The organism is Bacillus sp. X1(2014), from assembly GCF_007678255.1.
The window spans coordinates 44,532-61,922 of sequence record NZ_VEED01000006.1; the positions used below are offsets into that span (position 1 = coordinate 44,532).

Annotated in this window: 17 protein-coding genes; 9 read left to right on the top strand and 8 right to left on the bottom strand. The window is 42.4% G+C overall.

The genetic code is table 11. From position 1 onward, the window contains the following. Positions 1–95 precede the first annotated feature (95 nt). Both FS608_RS13310 and FS608_RS30790 read left to right on the top strand, forming a co-directional pair. Positions 96–518, top strand: a complete 423-nt coding sequence (locus tag FS608_RS13310) for a hypothetical protein (RefSeq protein ID WP_144550748.1) — start codon at positions 96–98, stop codon at positions 516–518. 72 nt (positions 519–590) lie between these two features. Beyond that, positions 591–893, top strand: a complete 303-nt coding sequence (locus FS608_RS30790) for a hypothetical protein (protein ID WP_144550750.1) — start codon at positions 591–593, stop codon at positions 891–893. A gap of 199 nt (positions 894–1,092) precedes the next feature. Here FS608_RS30790 and FS608_RS13320 read toward each other — a convergent pair whose 3' ends face one another. Next, positions 1,093–1,503, bottom strand: a complete 411-nt coding sequence (locus tag FS608_RS13320; protein WP_144550752.1) for a hypothetical protein — start codon at positions 1,501–1,503, stop codon at positions 1,093–1,095. 145 nt (positions 1,504–1,648) lie between these two features. Here FS608_RS13320 and FS608_RS30255 point away from each other — a divergent pair, with 145 nt between their 5' ends. Beyond that, positions 1,649–1,786 (top strand): hypothetical protein, encoded by a 138-nt coding sequence (locus tag FS608_RS30255; RefSeq protein ID WP_186328723.1) that lies wholly within the window; start codon positions 1,649–1,651, stop codon positions 1,784–1,786. A 43-nt stretch (positions 1,787–1,829) separates the two neighbouring features. Here the strand turns inward: FS608_RS30255 and FS608_RS13325 are convergent, their stop codons facing one another. Beyond that, positions 1,830–3,425 (bottom strand): WG repeat-containing protein, encoded by a 1,596-nt coding sequence (locus FS608_RS13325; RefSeq protein ID WP_144550754.1) that lies wholly within the window; start codon positions 3,423–3,425, stop codon positions 1,830–1,832. A 207-nt stretch (positions 3,426–3,632) separates the two neighbouring features. Between FS608_RS13325 and FS608_RS13330 the strand changes: the two genes are divergently transcribed. From FS608_RS13330 to FS608_RS13345, 5 genes are all read left to right on the top strand, one after another. Further along, positions 3,633–5,264, top strand: a complete 1,632-nt coding sequence (locus FS608_RS13330) for an SWIM zinc finger family protein (protein ID WP_144550756.1) — start codon at positions 3,633–3,635, stop codon at positions 5,262–5,264. Positions 5,265–5,367: 103 nt separating this feature from the next. Next, the gene (locus FS608_RS13335) at positions 5,368–5,661 is read left to right on the top strand and encodes an RNA polymerase alpha subunit C-terminal domain-containing protein (protein WP_144550758.1); all 294 of its coding nucleotides are present in this window, start codon (positions 5,368–5,370) and stop codon (positions 5,659–5,661) included. Between the two features lie 579 nt (positions 5,662–6,240). Further along, entirely contained in the window at positions 6,241–9,192 is a 2,952-nt protein-coding gene (locus FS608_RS13340) for a DEAD/DEAH box helicase (RefSeq protein ID WP_144550760.1), read from the top strand. Positions 9,193–9,549: 357 nt separating this feature from the next. Then, positions 9,550–9,693: a hypothetical protein gene (locus FS608_RS30260; RefSeq protein WP_186328724.1), complete on the top strand. Its 144-nt coding sequence runs from the start codon at positions 9,550–9,552 to the stop codon at positions 9,691–9,693. A gap of 152 nt (positions 9,694–9,845) precedes the next feature. Next, on the top strand, positions 9,846–10,118 hold the full coding sequence (locus FS608_RS13345) for a hypothetical protein (protein WP_144550762.1): 273 nt from the start codon (positions 9,846–9,848) through the stop codon (positions 10,116–10,118). Positions 10,119–10,187: 69 nt separating this feature from the next. On the opposite strand, the gene FS608_RS13350 is transcribed toward FS608_RS13345, so the two are convergent. The 5 genes from FS608_RS13350 to FS608_RS13370 all read right to left on the bottom strand — a co-directional run bounded on the left by FS608_RS13350 (position 10,188) and on the right by FS608_RS13370 (position 15,576). Then, positions 10,188–11,192, bottom strand: coding sequence for a DUF3231 family protein (locus FS608_RS13350; protein WP_144550764.1), 1,005 nt, complete (start codon positions 11,190–11,192; stop codon positions 10,188–10,190). A gap of 45 nt (positions 11,193–11,237) precedes the next feature. After that, positions 11,238–12,302 (bottom strand): hypothetical protein, encoded by a 1,065-nt coding sequence (locus FS608_RS13355; RefSeq protein WP_144550766.1) that lies wholly within the window; start codon positions 12,300–12,302, stop codon positions 11,238–11,240. A gap of 126 nt (positions 12,303–12,428) precedes the next feature. Continuing rightward, positions 12,429–13,193: a class I SAM-dependent methyltransferase gene (locus tag FS608_RS13360; protein ID WP_260871679.1), complete on the bottom strand. Its 765-nt coding sequence runs from the start codon at positions 13,191–13,193 to the stop codon at positions 12,429–12,431. 271 nt (positions 13,194–13,464) lie between these two features. Beyond that, on the bottom strand, positions 13,465–14,295 hold the full coding sequence (locus FS608_RS13365) for an aldo/keto reductase (protein WP_144550768.1): 831 nt from the start codon (positions 14,293–14,295) through the stop codon (positions 13,465–13,467). 48 nt (positions 14,296–14,343) lie between these two features. Continuing rightward, on the bottom strand, positions 14,344–15,576 hold the full coding sequence (locus FS608_RS13370; RefSeq protein ID WP_144550770.1) for an MFS transporter: 1,233 nt from the start codon (positions 15,574–15,576) through the stop codon (positions 14,344–14,346). A gap of 192 nt (positions 15,577–15,768) precedes the next feature. Between FS608_RS13370 and FS608_RS13375 the strand changes: the two genes are divergently transcribed. Continuing rightward, on the top strand, positions 15,769–16,140 hold the full coding sequence (locus FS608_RS13375; RefSeq protein WP_144550772.1) for a winged helix-turn-helix transcriptional regulator: 372 nt from the start codon (positions 15,769–15,771) through the stop codon (positions 16,138–16,140). 111 nt (positions 16,141–16,251) lie between these two features. On the opposite strand, the gene FS608_RS13380 is transcribed toward FS608_RS13375, so the two are convergent. Beyond that, positions 16,252–17,244, bottom strand: coding sequence for an aldo/keto reductase (locus FS608_RS13380; protein ID WP_144550774.1), 993 nt, complete (start codon positions 17,242–17,244; stop codon positions 16,252–16,254). Positions 17,245–17,391: the final 147 nt, after the last annotated feature.

Here is a 17,391-nt window from a genome sequence, read left to right on the forward strand (position 1 = left end):
GCTTTTTTTGCATGCTTTCAAGCAAAAATGATGAATTTTTTAAGGGCATTCCCCCAATTATTTGCATAAGGATATAGTGAATGGAGTGAAATACAGTGAATGCTCAAACAGAAAAGGCAAAGCCAGCCAAGGAGAATAGTACTTCTGATAATGAAGAATTGCTTGAACAGCTTGAGAAACAAGTCTCTGTTGCCGTCTGGATTCAATTTATTGGTCAACTCATGGAGGCATTTTATTTATCTAAGATTATGTTGGTTAGTGAGGAAATCAAAGAGGATGCCAATGAAAGACAGATTTTACTGGGAGCATGGATTCAAACCGCAGGACAATTTCTAGAAGGTGTTGGTACGACTAAACAGCTGTATACGGATGAGGAAACGCTCACGCTGGAAGCGCAACGAATCACCAATCTCGGGGATTGGCTGCAATCCTTAGGGGTTACTTTGGAAGCAAACGCAGGTACGCAAATTATTATTGAGGAAAAAAAGAAAGAGGTACCAGAGGAATTTATTCCATAAAAGGTATTTGAGCTTTAAACTACATTAAAAAAGGGAAATGGTTATAAATGGATCAATCATTATTTAAAGAAAATGAAGTTAGACGGATATTTTTACGGCCACACGTTTTTCATTATCATCCTTTTCATTTTGGAAGTCCATTTTTCGGGGGATGGTATGGCAGCCCCTTCTTACATTCATATGGTTATGGTTATGGATACCCTAATTATGGGTATGGGTATGGATATCCTTACTATTAGCAAGTGCCTCTTAAAAATCCAGGTACTGGTGCTCCAGCCTGGATTTCTAGAGGACCCTGCTTCGAAACTTGTTTTTGAAACTGAATTTCTCTCTGATGATACCCTTTTTTATAAAAATCTGGCCTTCAATTTTTAGTGGGTGGGATTTTATCGGTCGCTTTTAGGATTTATCCGCCACTTGGTGCCTTTTATCTGCCGCTTTTTTATTTTATCGGCCACTTACTGATTTTATCTGCCACTTTCAGCCCGTTATCGGCCACTTGCCTTTTTCCATCACCAAACCTTTCCAGCTCCCCCACTACATAAAAAAATCCAGGCACTCAAGCCTGGATTGATCATTTTTTTAGAAGTTTACCTAAAAATCTCTTCACGATTAGGAATACCCAAGCTATGGCTGCGAAGGCGATGAAAAATGCAATGTATCCCCATAATCCGACGATGGCATCCTCAAACTCCATGTTCCCTCTATTCGTGATCGCTTGTTGTATTTCGATGGCAAAAACCAAAACTACCATAAACGTGAAAGTATAGAGGAATGATAGGATAGTGATCCCATAGGGCATTTTAGAGATAATTTTAGAAAAAATAAGGACAACCACAAAGACAAAGATCCCTATTATACCCATGATCCAAAAGTGTAAATCTTTATCATTTAAACCAAGATTCAAATAATCATTCACATATAGTTGAATAAAATCATGGATATTATTTAAAAGTTCAGTAAGCATGAGAATTATTTCTTTCAATTAAACCACTCCTTCCCTACATTGTAGAATAGTCATGTCATAAACGCTAACCCAAAATTCCCCACTTTTTTGTATTTTTACAGGTATAAGAGAATGATAGTTTGGCAATAATGAGGATAGATTCAAAATCGAGGGGGTAACGAGGTTGAAGGAGAATAAACTGCTATTATCGGAGTTTGCTAATGAGGATGGTTTCGAGCTTAACAGCTATTTAACGCACTTATTTGAATATTTTTCTAGTCTATCAAAAACTGAAGTTACAAAGATTGAGCCAACCCCTTGATTGTTTTAAGGGGCTGGCTCTTTTTTTTTGCAAGTGAATCCTATTAAAAGTAGGTCAATTTAATGACTACTTTTCCTTTTTTATCAACAAAGCCTGCTTTTCCGTTTTTCTTCACGTAAACAAGCCCCTCTTTGAAAGATCGCACTTCGTCATACTGAGGGATGATGGCGATTTTACCTTTAGCATTCATAAAACCATATTTACCTTTATATTCAACAAGAGCTAAATTATAGTCGCTCTTGTAAAAAGGCTGAATGTCGCTATATTTCGGTTTGACCAGTACTTTCCCTGTTGACGCCAGGAGTCCATATTTCGAGCCTTGCTTCACTCGAATCAAGCCTTTATACTGGAATGGATCGAGTCGGTCATATTTAGGTTGAATGAAAACTTTACCTTTGCCATTCAGCGCGCCTTCTTTGTTATCCTTTTTAAAAATAACAAAATCATCCGTAAACTGACCATCGCCATAGGTTGCTAGTCTTAAATAGTCATAGGTTGGCTGGACGATGACTTTTCCCGTAACATTTACAACTCCATATTTATTATTTTGCCTAATGATCGCTAAGCCACTTTTATTAAACAAACTAATCGAGTCATAGTTGAAATCGAGGATCACTTGACCCTGTTTATTAATCAAACCATATTTCCCGTTTTTAGCGACAACGGCTGCATTTTGCCAAAATTCATAAAGCGCACTTCCATCACCATCGTAGGCTTCCTCATATTGTGGTTGAATGATTATTTTTCCAGTTGTATCAAGATAGCCCAGTTTACTATCCGTGATAACTGGTGCTAAGCCCCTTCTAAACACACTAACCGAATCAAAAACCGGTTCAGCAATCATTTTCCCCTTACTGCTGATGAAACCCCATTTTCCATTTAATCTCGTTTGGGCAAAACCATTAAAAACCTCAGATATCCCATCATATTTGGGGATGACAATTGTTTGACCGCTTGCGTTAATGATTCCATATTTCCCATCACTTTTTACTTTAAATAACCCTTTTGCAAAAGGGTTTATGGATGTATAAGCTGGGGTTACGATGACTTTCCCTTGCTTATTGATTAATCCGAACTTATTTTCTTGGGAGACTGTGAACACGCCATTCATGTTATCGGTGATTTTTTCATAGGTTGGCGGTAGAACGATCTTGCCTTTTGTATCGATAATTCCATACTTACCGTTGCTTTTGTAATAGGCAACACCATTCTGGAAATCTCCAATCGTTTCATATTTTGGTTTCACAATCGTTTTACCAGATGTGCTGATCAATCCATACTTACTGTTCTTTATAACGATGATTGGATTATTCAAGCCAACCTCTGCAAAATCATACTGCGGTTTGACAATGACTTTTCCCTTTTGATTAATAAACCCGTACTTATTATTCTTTTTCACCCGTAATAAATTGGTTCGCTTCGATTGATCGATCGCTTGGTATAGTGGTTTAATGGCGACCTTCCCTTTTTTATCGAGCATTCCATACTTGCCATACTGCTTAAATAAAACGAGACCATTGGTAAATTCAGTTCCAAGAATCTTCTTACTGCTAGCGGCATATGTGGTCGATTGTGCTGTACCCATAAGCAAGCTAAATAGAATCATAGCAACGAGCCAAACCTTCAAATGATTTTTCATATGTACCCCCCTTTTTCATCCAAATTATAGCATTTATTTTCTAAAATTATCCATTATATTTTATTGCCTTTTTGGTGTCATTTACATTTTTGGTGTCAGGCACATGTGAAATTTTCACATGGTGCCTGACACCGATTTTTTGGGTATAATAGTGGAATATGGATTTTTATTTAAAAATGACTGGTTTTGGTAAAGGGGGTTGTGGCTTTGGAGTCGACGCCTGCAAGTGAGAGGATTGAGCTTTTTGGGGATCAGGTGCGGGAATTGCTGCACCCAACAGTGACGGAGGACGCGCGGCTGGTTCAGAAGGGTTTGATGTTGTACCGGCAAGGGCTGGTGAAGCAGTTACAGATATGGAATGAGCAGATAACGGCGACGGTTCAGGATGTGACGCCTTGTTATGTGAAGTTGAATTTTGAGTTTTTGTCGCATAGTGAGTGTTCATGTCCAGCGGAGGGCTTTTGCCGGCATCAGATGGCGGTGTTTTTTGCTGCGTATGCCAGGGTCGGTAGTGTGACTGATTGGGTGGCCGATTGGCGCGAGCCGATGCAGGAATCGAAGTCAATTTCGAGCTGGGGTTTGCAGACGGCGAAGGATTTGATTAAGGCGAATGGGTCGTCAAAGCCAGATTATGGGCGCTGGGTTCATTCGTTTGAGGTCAGTTTTGATACGTTGCTGGCGACGAAGAAGTACACGAGTCCGTATGTGATTCCGGAGTTGTTTGGAATTTATGAGCGCCGGATTCATGCGAGTGCGCCAGTGGAGCAGGAATGGCGCCTGCTGTATGAGTTGGTCGGGATTGTCGTGTCGTTTCGAAAGTTGGCTCGATTGAGTGATCAGTTGGGTCATGATGACGATACAGTGAGGCGGGCTTATTTGCATTTGTTCCATAATTTGATGGATGATGCCGAGGATCTATCGATTAAGATTGGCACGCAGTCGCTGCCGTTTGATTTTGATGAGTTTGTTGATAATTTGCGGGCGGACACGTTTGAGCTCCTGACCTGTACACAGGGGTTGGAGTATGAGCGGATTTTCTTGTACCGGCTGTTGTGGATTCATTTTTTCAAAAAGAAGGCCTGGCGTGAAGAAGAACTGGTGAAGATTCAGGCACGGCTGAAGGAGCTCCAAGATTGGGAGAGTCCGGCGCCATTAATGCTGGCTGGAATTCATTTGAATTTCTTGCTTGGAGATGATGAGGCGGCCCTGAAGTTGGTCCGGCCATTTAGTGATGCCGAGATTACGCCATATCTAGTGTTTTGGATTGAGTATTTATCTGGGCTAAAGGCGTGGAAGCGTGTCGGCGCGGTGGTTGAGTTATTTTTGCAAAAAGTGAAGGGTTATTTGGAGCAGCTTGGCGGTTATCATAGTTGCGCGACGTTTGTGCGGAATGCACTGCGGGCAGTGGCACCTTATTGTGCAGAGAGTGACCGGGTGGATTTGTATGAGCGGGCGCTGCTGGCAATGCTTCCCTATAGTTTTGGCGATTATGAGATGGTATTGTTTGAGCGGAAGCAGTATGACCGCTGGGGCGAACTGCAGGCGTTTATTGGTTTGGATTATTATGAGTTGCCGAAGGACCGGTTGAAACTGATTGAAAAGGAGCAGCCTGAGGTGCTGCTCGGGATGCTGCATCAGACCGCGCAGAAGGAGATTGATCAGAAGAACCGGGCCAGTTATCGTTTGGCTGTGCGGCATTTAAAGAAACTGCGGACACTTTATAAAAAGTTGAAACGGGTCGATGATTGGGAGTATTTCTTGGATACATTGCTGGAACGGACGAAGCGGCTGCGGGCTTTCCATGAGGAGTGTAAGCGGAGTAAGTTGATTGAGGGTTAGCGGAAAGAAGGTGCCGATTTTGCTGGCACCTTTTGTTTTTAGCCTTTGGCTCGCATTTATTTGAATAATCAACAATATTTTATAAAAAAGGAGACGGTTTCAAATGACTACTTCTGAAAAAAATTTAAAGACTTGCGATCAAGGACACCAATTTTATAAAAGCAGCGACTGTCCGACCTGCCCAACGTGTGAGAACGAACGCAAACCTGCTGATGGATTCCTTTCAGTACTCTCGGCACCAGCAAGACGGGCATTAGAAAACAACGGGATAACTACTTTGCAGCAACTATCAACGTTTACTGAAAAAGAGGTTTTGCAATTTCACGGCATGGGACCAGCTTCATTACCTAAACTTAGGTCCGCTTTGAAGGAAAATGGGTTATCATTCAGGGGGTAAAATCACAACCAGTGCTGGATTTGTGAAGAATTTGGGTGCATTCATGAAGCTCGCCAATGTGCTGCGGGCTTTTTTGTGCTTTTATTTGCTGTCATTTTTTTTAAAATAATAATAGGCGCTGGTATCACTTTAAAGTGAGCTATTTTAATCCCGAACATCCCGCTATCAAGATAATTCAGGCATCGCCCTCCTCTAACCACACATTTTTGGTTATAATAAAGGAATATGGATTTTTCTTTGAACTTATTGGTGAACTTTTGTGTCATTGTTGGTGTCAGGCACCGCCCGTGAACACTTTTGAAATTCTGTCCATTTATCACGGACATTTTCTTGTTTTGTATAGACTTTATTTAGGTATATGGATATTGATTTATTTATTATTTTTGTTTTGTACATTTCCCATTGGGTTTAGTGCAATTTTATTATGGTTTTGTACGAATTTAGGAGCTTTTGTGCAATTTTTTATATGTTTTGTACGATTTTTAAGGGGTTTTGTACAATTAGACATTATTTGGAAACCTTCAGCTAGTAAAATAGCCTATGATGTTCTTTTCCCCCACTAAAAGGAGTTTTGTATCGATGCTTAAAACAAGGTTTATGAAATTGCTGACAACTAAAATTGGGGAAGGCCGTTTTCTTCTTACTGCTGAGGATGAGCAAGGTCGTGTGATGAGTCCATTTAGGTGGAAGAATCTCGTTTTCAGCAGTCATGAGGAAAGCTTCTTTGGAACGCTCCTTGAAACCGAGATAGTGAACAGTGTCGAAGGTGTGGTTGTGAGCAGTTGGCATTTGGTCTCGCTTTTTGCCAAGGAGTCGTTTAATCGCTATATCGAATGGGACTGGAATGAACAATCTGAGATTTGTCTTGCGGCCGGCGCTGCGCTTTATGAAGGAATCCTCGAAAAAGATTGGCTGCCTGACTTTTCGGTCTGGGAGCATGGCGATTTCCGCTGGAAACTTCCTGAGCGCGTTAAGGATGAGTTCGACCCATCGTTTTGGGAGCAAATGATCGAAGAACCCAGTATCGATGATGATAATTCGATAGACCACAACCTCGGGACAACGAAAAACTACATTTCCGACTTGTACAATGATGCCCTGGATGGCTACTTGACGCGGAATGCCGCGATGAAGGAGCTATTTGGACCGAAGCTAGATTTACTGCGGAAGCAAAATATTTCCGGCAGCGAACTTGCTCGCTATTTTGATGAAGAAAGCTGGCTGGAATGGGTCGGAATTAAGGAAAGCGACACGCCGTTTACGATTGGGCTCCGCCTAGATGAGCCGCTGGATGGTGAAGGTGCGTGGAGCCTGGATTTATTTATACGAGGAAAGAAAAATGTCGATGATGTTTATGATGTTGAGGGCTCCGCGAAGATCCCCGCGAAGTGGAAGCCGTTTTTGGAAAAAGTCGACCGTGAGCGGGAACGCTGGGCCCGTTTGATTCCGTGGTTAGGCGAAGACGGCTTTTTCAAAACGCATCTAAGTGAGGAAGAAGCGTGGATGTTCTTGACGGAGGCGAGTGAGACGTTGGTAGCCTTGGATGTTGAAATTCTCCTCCCTTCTTGGTGGCAGGCGATGAAAAATGCTAACTTGAAGGTGAAAGCATCGCTGAAAGGTACTTCTAGTCATCGGCCGTCTTTTGTCGGGCTCCAGGCTATGCTTGATTTTAACTGGCGCTTTTCAATGAATGGTGTCGACCTGTCCGAAGATGAGTTTGGGAAACTTGTCGAGGAAAAAAGACGGCTTGTTTTTATTCGCGGTCGCTGGGTGAAGCTGGACCCGCAGTTTATTCGACATATTCAGGATATGATGAAACGTGCCGAAAAAGAAGGCTTGCATGTCCGTGATTTGCTTGAGCAGGAATTGATGGAGTCGGAAGCAACTGAAGATGAGCTGGAGAATCCAAAGGCATTTGCCAAAATTCAAATTGAGTTGAATCGCCAGTGGAAGCAGATGATCAAGCAGCTGTCGGAGGTACACGAAATACCACTCGAGGATGTGCCGTCTGGTTTACAGGGAGAGCTCCGACCGTACCAGCAGCTCGGCATGAGTTGGCTCTGGTTCCTGCGCCAGTATGGATTTGGCGCCACCCTTGCGGATGACATGGGACTTGGGAAAACCGTCCAGTTACTTTCCTATTTATTGAAGGTGAAAGAAGTGGTTGGGGATGAGCTGGCGTTGGTGCCTGACACCCAAAATGAGGTGAAAAAGCGCCGCAAAAAAGATGAGGATGCCACTGCTGCGCCTGCTGTTAAGGTTCCGACAAAGGCTGCACTGATTATATGCCCGACTTCTGTGCTTGGGAACTGGCAGAAGGAGATTGAGCGGTTTGCTCCGGAGATGAATGTGTATCTGCATTACGGGTCGAATCGTCTGAAGGAGGAAGCTTTTGTCAAGAAGGCAAAAGATGCCGATATTGTTTTAACTTCATATGGGCTTAGTCATATCGATTTGGTGGAGTTTGAATCGCTGATATGGAGTTCGATTGCCATCGATGAGGCACAGAATATTAAGAATGCCCAGACCAAGCAGTCGAAGGCTGTACGCAGGCTGCGCGGCCGCCACCACATTGCCCTTACAGGGACGCCGATGGAAAACCGCTTATCTGAGCTGTGGTCGATCTTTGATTTTACCAATCATGGCTATCTTGGCAGCTTGGGGCAATTCCAGAAAAAGTTTGTGATTCCAATTGAAAAAGATGAGAAGAAGGAAAAAGTGCAGCAGCTGCAATCGTTGATTCGGCCGTTCTTGCTGCGCCGCACGAAAAAGGATGAAGAAGTTGCGTTGAATCTTCCTGACAAGCTGGAGCAAAAGGAATATTGTCCGCTTACGGCTGAACAGGCTTCGTTATACGAGCAGCTGATTCATGATACGTTCGCAGAAATTGAGAAACTATCTGGCTTTGAGCGCAAAGGGTTAATTTTACAAATGCTAAGCCGGTTGAAGCAGTTGTGTAACCACCCTGCTCTCTATCTGAAGGAAAAGTCGGCTGGGCGCGAACTGCTTGAGCGTTCGAATAAGTTGGAGAAACTTGTTGAATTAATTGATGCGGTTTTGGAACAGGGCGAAAGTTGTCTGATCTTCACCCAATATATCGAAATGGGTGAAATGATTCGAAGCACGTTGAAGAAGAAATTCGGCATCGAGGTGCCATTCTTAAACGGAAGTGTGCCGAAAGTGAAGCGCGACGAGATGATTGAGCAGTTCCAGAACAATGAGTTCCCGGTGTTCTTGCTGTCACTGAAGGCCGGCGGAACCGGGCTGAATTTGACAGCAGCCAATCACGTCATCCACTATGATCGCTGGTGGAATCCGGCAGTTGAAAATCAAGCTACTGACCGCGCCTATCGTATCGGGCAATCTCGTTTTGTCCACGTGCATAAGATGATTTGCACCGGAACACTTGAGGAAAAAATCGACGCAATGCTCGAGAAAAAGCAATTCCTAAATGACCAAATCATCCAAAGTGAGAACTGGATCACCGAATTATCGACCGATGAACTTAAGGACTTGGTGTATCTGGGGTGATGTTAGTGATGATGATGGTGGTAGTGTCAGGCACCGCCCGTGGACAGTCCCCCCTATTTTCCATTTGAGAAGGACACTTTGGTGGTGTCAGGCACCATTTGTTAGTTGAGGATAGTGACAATAATGTTTTGGGTGTCAGGCACCACTATGTTATAAAGAGGATAAAGCCGCAATGGTTTTATCCTTTTTTTGTTGGTATTTATGCTTGAAACGATGGGAAGATATTTGCCTTAACTCTCTCATTTTTCTGTATAATTTTGCTATTCCGCGTATTTTGTAACCGCTTTTATGTGAATGGATTCACAAGTATAATAGAGACATAAGAATCCATTAACCTACTATAGGGAGGAAATTATCATGCTTACGAACTTTTTATTTGAACTCAAAAACTGGTGGTTTGGCGAGTCATTTGATGAAGTTGAGGAATTTGAACGACTTGAGTCGAAGCATACCAGGGTTCACTATGATGAAAATATTTACGAAATCATCCGTGTTCATTAATACACTTTAAATGTTATGGAAGCCTCCTAGAAATGAGAGCTTCTTTTTTTGTTGAGATATTTAGTATAACAACCACACATGCAGATAGTTGATCCAGACCGATGAAAATTCATAAATGAACATATACTACTAGTAAATAAGGAGCTGAAAAAATGGACGAAGACTTTTATTTTTCAAATAAGCAATTTATTAAAGGTTTGAAACTGCCGAAAAGTATTGATGGGTTGCTGATGAAAAGAGGCGACTTATCGGTCGCTAAGATCGATGGTGTTTGGAAAAAGTACACAGAGTCTGTACCCAGAGGAAGAAAACCTTTATCGAATCATGATGATCTAGTGTTGATCGGTAGTGGAAAAGATGTAGAGATTGCACGTGAGCAACTGTCACAAGCACAAATTGAAAACCTGATTAACGGAGCAATGTAATAAGTAAGATAACGCCTTATAAAAAAACCATCCTTTTTTCAAAGAGGATGGTTTTTTAAACGGGGATACTTACATTTCTTTGGCGATTTCATTTCGATTCGGAGCAAGTGGTGGTTGTTCTAACCATTTATTTTTCACCATAATATCAAACCACTTCTTTGTTACCATTAGGTTTTTTAAAATTGTCCCTTCGTACGCTGCCACAAGATCGGTTCTCATCGCTGTTGCAAGCCCGGCACCATGATAGTTTTGTGCTGCTTGAAACAAGAAGCCAATATGATACAGCATTAATTTATCGGAAAAAGGCGAGTTCGTCGACGTTGTTACTTCTGTTTCCCAAGATTTCGGAACTGGCAGATTATCAGTTTGCATAATTTTTGAAAAGGACTTGATTTGTTGATCCGCAGTTTTTTCTGAATCCGTTAGAAATTTTCTTACTTCTTTGGTTTGAGCAACTTGACTGAATGCGATTGATAGCGTTTTGGCCATTATACTTTTTTTTAGATTTAAAGAAATACTGATGATTTCAGTCGCAGCTAATTTCCTCCCTTTTCCAAAGAAACCATCGGTGAAATCTTGGCTGGAAACGTATTCTGGATTTTCAGCTGGATAGAATTGAGGGTCTCTTTGAAAACTTCCTTTCTCTAGCAGTAAATCAATGGTTTGATTATACATCCTTTTCGCATCGTTATCGCATGAACCGTAAAAATCCCTTAAGTCTTTTCTAACCGCGACAGCTAGTGCAGTGCTGTGCCCTAGCAAACCATGTAATGCCATGATATGTAGATAATTTAGGCAAAATATATCCGTGAACAATCTCGGTTTATCTTTAAATAGATCGGATTCATTAAATCCAATTGGAACAGGAAATCCCTCGTCCTCGATAAAAGTGACGATTTGTCTCTTTTGTCGTTCGAATATATCAATAGCTTCCTCAAAAATAGCTTTTATTTGCTCATCATCAATGATAGAGACCATATATCTATTTACTACATCAGTCATTGTTCCATTCACATACTCTCCCCATAGTGTCCCTATTTCGGAGGATGTGAGTGCTAAATTATTTTTATCCAATAATCACCTCGTGGATATTATTTACCAAATCAGGAAGTGCATGTATTAATCTGAGAAAGATTCGCCTATTTTTGCCGAGAGTGTTTTGTAAAATTTTTGCGGGTCATCGAGACGGAGGTGCGCTTTAGTCACTTTTCTCTTGAATCCATACATGAGCTTCGCTTCCAACAGGTGATAAAACTCCACTTCAAACTGGGGTTTTTCTTTGAAAAAATCAGCAGGGATCGCGTCGAAAACTTTTGTTGCTTCCTCTTTTGCTAATGTTTCTGGGCCATCGTAGGGATGAATACTTTTAATCTCCTTTAGTGGTACAATTAACTGTTTTATGATGCCGACCTGCAGATAGATATATTGGTCCGTGATGATAATCGGGCAATGCCGAATCGCCTGAATTTCTGCGAGAAAAAATAATAAGGTATACACATTTAATACGAGAGCGATGATGGCAACGAGCGGACTCCACGAATGAAGGAGAAAATGAAACCCTACTGATTCCAAAACTAGTGCGTGAATGAGCATGACGTATAGCGTGATTGTGCCGGTTTTTTTATGGTAGGTGTACTGGCTTTCAACAGGTAGGGGTGTTTTTTTCCGCCAAGAGAATAAGCTGTAATAATACATGGTCACGTCAGAGAAAAAGATTTCTTGGACCCTAGATGGTTTGAGGTGCTGATCCCATGCTTGTTTCATTCGATAAGTGAAAGTGGGAAATTCGCTTTCAGACTTGCGGTAACTTTTGACGATCGCAGGTATTTTTGCCAGCAACTGAATGACAACGTAAAGTTCAATCAGGAAAAAAGCAGCCTCGCCGGCTAATAGGATATATTTTACAAAGGAGTAGGCCGACAGGAGGTGATGCGGAATCACTAGGACCGCAACGCCGTATCCCAACAGCATCACTGGGAGTAGATATTTTAGGGAATAGCGTTTTCTGAGGATGAAGAAGTACACGAGTAACGGTATGGTGATGATGAAATCAAATAAGGAACCTAAGGCCATTCCTGTTGGGAGTGGTCCTATACTTTCAAGGCGGTAAATCAGGAAGTTCGAACTTACCACTAAGGCGAGTATGAAGCTGAACGAGAACCATTTTTTTGTTGGTAGAGTCATATTTTTAACCCCCTTTGCTAATTTTATTTTAACATAAATATCCATTTTTAGAGGTTGTTTTGCACTATAAATATCATGAATCTATTGAGCACACAGCAAAAAGGGCCTTAAGCAGCCCCTTTATGATCACTCTTTCACTCCTAACACACGAATCCGCTTATAATCCGCGACCCATGTACCATTCTGATATAAAACTTCTCTTAAATTTTGGGTGGCTTCTGTTATGATGCGCTCTTTGGTCTCGGGTGCGAGGCCTTCCAGCATACTTGTGGCGAACATCTTAATCCAGTTACGCAATCCATTTTCTCCGTTTAATGGTGTAGGCCGGTCGAAGTGTTGGGCGTGGGTGACTCGAAATCCTACTTGTTCCATTAAGGAGGTATATTCACCGATGCTAGGGTAATACCATGGAAATTGCTCCGTTTGATAGCTGGCTCCTAATTGATGAATAAGTTCGTCGGTGATTTTTTGGACGTTGCCTTTCCCGCCGAATTCTGCAATAAATCGACCCCCAGGTTTTAAGGCCTGGTAAATGGATTGCAGGGTCTGTTTCGGAGTTTTCACCCAATGCAGTGTGGCATTAGAAAAAACGGCATCGAATTCGTCCCTATAATACATGGTAGCAGCGTCCTGCACCCGAAAGGTAAGTCCAGGATACTTTTGTTGTGCCTGCTGGACCATGTTTTCGGATTTATCTATCCCAATTATGGTTGCACCCAGTTGATTCATTTGGTTGACCAGATCCCCTGTTCCACAGCCAAGATCGAGAATTTTTTCACCTCGCTTTGGTTCAAGCCATTGGAGCAATGCCCCGCCAAAATGAGAAACAAATGCATGCTCTTGATCATATAAACTAGCATTCCAACTATCTTTTGTCATTCTATTGGACATCCTTCCCACCCCTTAATTTCAATTTTTTAATAATTATAACAAAATTTTGGGAAAAATAACCACAAATGTGTCCATGTACGGTGCCTGACACCAGGTTTCGCTGTGCTCGATTTACCGGTGGAGACGAATTTCCCCTTTAACGGTAAATGCAACAGGGCTCCTTTACCGCAATAGACGATTTTTTCCTTGAACGGTAAATCGAGGAATAAAAAAGACCAATCTTCGGATGAAGATTGGTCTTATGCTAAAATAGCATCCCTATCTAAATATATTAAAAATCAAAATTGTCAGGGTCTGGGCCGACGCGGTGGTTTTTATTGAGCTCGTTGATTTGGTACATATCTTCTTGTGTTAGTTCAAAGTCGAATACTTGTGAGTTTTCGATAATTCGGTGTTCTTTTGTTGATTTTGGGATGGTGACGACTCCGTTTTGCAGATCCCAGCGCAAGATGATTTGGGCGACAGATTTATTGTATTTTGCGGCAATTCCCGCTAATACTTCATTGTCTAATAATTGACCTTGCATTAATGGTGACCAGGCTTCCATCTGTATGCCATTTTCACGGCAGAATGTTTGAACTTCATTTTGGGTTAAGCGTGGATGATATTCAACTTGATTCACCATAGGCTTGACCTCTGCATCCTTCAATAGGTCTTCCAAATGGTGTACTTGGAAATTGCTGACCCCAATCGCTCGCACGCGTCCTTCTTTGTAAAGGGTCTCTAATGCTCTCCATGCCTCCTTGTATTTGCCAGCTACTGGCCAGTGGATGAGGTAGAGATCTAAGTACTCTAAACCTAGCTTATCTAGACTTGTTTGATACGCTGCTAAGGTGGATTCGTAGCCAAGGTCGGCATTCCAAACCTTTGATGTGACGAATAAGTCTTCTCTAGCGATGCCTGATTCCTTTATCCCTTGTCCTACTCCCTCTTCATTTCCATAGATGGCAGCCGTGTCAATGCTCCGGTAACCATGTTTAATTGCCGCTTTCACCGCGTTCACTAACTCCGGTCCTTCCTCAACCTTAAAGACACCAAGGCCAAACCATGGCATTTTTACCCCGTTATTTAATGTTGTTGTACTTTGTAAATTGTTTATCATTTTTAAAAACCTCCAATTTTATTAAGTTCATTCACTTGAATGTTCTCCTCAAGAGGACAAGTGTACTTTTGTGGTGCCTGACACCGTTGACTCTATCGATTCCAAGTCTTTCTTTTCCAACGCACGGCTTACCCCTGTCAGAATAGCTGCTGCGAGGACCATTAATGCTCCAATCCAGGTGGTGTGGATAAGGCCTAGCGTATCAGTGATAGTGCCGCCTAGGTAGGAGCCGATGGCGATTCCCGCGTTGAAGGCGGCGATGTTTATGGCTGATGCCACATCGACGGCGCTTGGGACGTAGCGTTCTGCAAGGATGACCACGTAAACTTGCAGTCCTGGTACGTTCATAAAGGCGAGCAATCCCATAAAAATAATCGTAATTAAGCCCGCGATTTTGAAGGGCGCGGTGAACATTAGGACAAACAGAACAACGGCTTGAACGATAAACATATAAAATAGCGATCCAATTGGATTGCGGTTCGAGAGCTTGCCGCCCATCATGTTGCCAATGGCGATCGCCAATCCGTACGCCAGTAAAATTATCGCAATCGAACTCTCGTTAAATCCGGTTATTTCCTGTAGTAATGGTGACAAATAAGTAAAGACAACAAATGTCCCGCCATACCCCAGGGCCGTGATGACGAATAAAAGTACGAGCCGGCCATTGGTCAGGAGTCTGAACTGATCTCGCACGCTAGTCTGGGTTCCTTTTTTCAAAAAAGAAGGTATGAGAATCCAGTTGGCAATGAAGCCGATGATTCCAACGATGACGATAAGGATGAAGGCAAGCCTCCAGCCGTATTGTTGGCCGATAAATGTTCCGAATGGCACGCCGGTGACGGTGGCAACGGTGAGGCCAGAGAACATAATTGAAATAGCGCTCGCGCGGCGGTTGGCCGGGACGAGATCTGCAGCGATGGTCGAACCGATCGACATAAAGACGCCATGTGCTAAAGCTGAAATCACGCGCGCTGCGAGCAGGACGCTGATGGTTGTTGCGCTCGCGGCGATTCCATTACCAATGATGAAGACAATCATGATCCCTAGTAATAGGGTTTTCCGTGACATGCGTGATGTTATTGATGTTAGCACTGGCGCTCCGAACATTACCCCGAGGGCGTATAGGGAAACGGTCAGCCCAGCAGTGGTGACGGGAATGTGCAAATCTTGTGCAATGAGCGGCAGCAGGCCGACGCTGATAAATTCGGTGGTTCCGATCGCGAAGGCGCTGATAGCTAAGGCCAGTAGTGCGAATGTGCTTTGCTGTTTATTTAAAGGCATAAATGTTCCTCCTCATTTGTGTAGGTTTATTTAAAAAGGTATGATTGTTTTCACCCGGCAAATGTTATTATGGAGGATATGTGGGATTATCGGAAGTACGCACTTTAAAGTGATATAGATACCTCGCGGTGCCATAGGTACTTTTTAGTGCCTGTCTGCCTGAAAGTCCGCGAATTGAGGAGGAAGATGAAGATGGAGAAGAAAAAATATAATATATCGGTTGAGGCGACGCTTGAGGTGATTGGTGGGAAGTGGAAGTGTGTGATTCTCTGCCATTTGACGCATGGGAAAAAGCGGACGAGTGAATTAAAGCGGCTGATGCCGAATATTACGCAGAAAATGTTGACCCAGCAGCTACGGGAGCTGGAGGATGATGGCGTAATTAACCGGATTATTTATAACCAGATTCCCCCCAAGGTTGAGTATGAGTTGAGTGAATACGGCCGGAGCCTAGAGGGGATCTTGAATTCGCTTTGTACATGGGGCGAGAATCATATTGAGAGGGTTTATGGGGATAAGTTTTCTGTATTAGAGGAAAGTGTTTTGAATGATCATTTGAAATAATGTCTTTGTGTTTTTAAAAACTTTACCCCTTTAGATCCGATGTCTAAAGGGGTATTTTTATAAGTCATTGTTTGGACGAACCCGGAATGACTTTCGAATACTTTGTATTAATTATTGAATGAACCATTTTTTTCGTGGTACCGCGTAATATTCTCCGGCAACAAGTTCTCGAGGTACGGCTTTTTCTATTCGTGAGAGGTCATTTGCGGTTAATTTCAGCTTAACTGCACCTAATGATTCGTGAAGTTGCGACCGCCTTCTTGCACCAATTAGTGGGATAACATCATCACCCTGGGATAAAACCCAACCAATGGCCATCTGTGCAACCGTTACTTGCTTTTCTTCAGCAATTTTACGCAATTCCTCTACAAGGGCTAAGTTCTTTTCCAGATTTCCGTCGACAAAACGAGGTGCTTTACCACGCATATCATCCGATCCTATAACTCTATCTTTTGACCAATTACCGCTCAATAAGCCCCTGGAAAGAACGCCGTAAGCCGAAAGCGAAATTCCTAATTCCCTTAAGGTTGGTAAAATATTCAATTCAACGCCTCTATTAAATAGTGAATATTCCATTTGCAACCAACTAATCGGATGTACTGAATGAGCACGGCGAATGGTCTCAACGCCTACTTCAGAAAGTCCAATGTTACGCACATACCCGGCCTTTACCATATCTGCCATTGCACCAATGGTTTCCTCGATAGGTACATTGGGATTTATGCGAGATGGCTGATAGAGATCGATATACTCAACACCTAGGCGCTTTAATGTATCCGTAAGGAAATTCTTAACTGTATTAGGACGGTTATCAACCTCCTCATTCTTTTTGTCAGGGTAGTGAAACTTTCCATCGAATTTTACTGCAATGAAAGCATTGTCTCGACGTCTCCCATGTAAAGCCTCACGTAAAAGTAATTCATTGTGACCGCTGCCATAAAGGTCTCCGGTATCAAAGAGTGTAATGCCTTCCTCGAGTGCTGCGTGGATTGTTGCAATGCTTTCACTTCGCTCCGCCTCACCATATAACCATGACATCCCCATACAACCTAAACCAATCTCAGATACCAAAGAACCATTTTGACCCAGTGCTCGCTTTTTCATTAATCATTTCCCCTTTTTTTCGTAATTCCAATAAATTTGTGGTTTTCCCAGTTCACAACTTTTATGACTCAAGCTGTAACAATTTCATTCTGAATCTGAATTTTTACTTTCTTTACTACTATTAAAATTCCTTTTTATTATGCTATT

Bases quoted from the DNA above. Each gene is read 5' to 3' on its own strand.
- FS608_RS30790 (WP_144550750.1), top strand. From the start codon at position 591: ATGAAGTTAGACGGATATTTTTACGGCCACACGTTTTTCATTATCATC.
- FS608_RS13325 (WP_144550754.1), bottom strand. From the start codon at position 3,425: ATGAAAAATCATTTGAAGGTTTGGCTCGTTGCTATGATTCTATTTAGC.
- FS608_RS13335 (WP_144550758.1), top strand. From the start codon at position 5,368: ATGACTACTTCTGAAAAAAATTTAAAGACTTGCGATCAAGGACACCAA.
- FS608_RS13340 (WP_144550760.1), top strand. From the start codon at position 6,241: ATGCTTAAAACAAGGTTTATGAAATTGCTGACAACTAAAATTGGGGAA.
- FS608_RS30260 (WP_186328724.1), top strand. From the start codon at position 9,550: ATGCTTACGAACTTTTTATTTGAACTCAAAAACTGGTGGTTTGGCGAG.
- FS608_RS13345 (WP_144550762.1), top strand. From the start codon at position 9,846: ATGGACGAAGACTTTTATTTTTCAAATAAGCAATTTATTAAAGGTTTG.
- FS608_RS13355 (WP_144550766.1), bottom strand. From the start codon at position 12,302: ATGACTCTACCAACAAAAAAATGGTTCTCGTTCAGCTTCATACTCGCC.
- FS608_RS13360 (WP_260871679.1), bottom strand. From the start codon at position 13,193: ATGTCCAATAGAATGACAAAAGATAGTTGGAATGCTAGTTTATATGAT.
- FS608_RS13365 (WP_144550768.1), bottom strand. From the start codon at position 14,295: ATGATAAACAATTTACAAAGTACAACAACATTAAATAACGGGGTAAAA.
- FS608_RS13370 (WP_144550770.1), bottom strand. From the start codon at position 15,576: ATGCCTTTAAATAAACAGCAAAGCACATTCGCACTACTGGCCTTAGCT.
- FS608_RS13375 (WP_144550772.1), top strand. From the start codon at position 15,769: ATGGAGAAGAAAAAATATAATATATCGGTTGAGGCGACGCTTGAGGTG.
- FS608_RS13380 (WP_144550774.1), bottom strand. From the start codon at position 17,244: ATGAAAAAGCGAGCACTGGGTCAAAATGGTTCTTTGGTATCTGAGATT.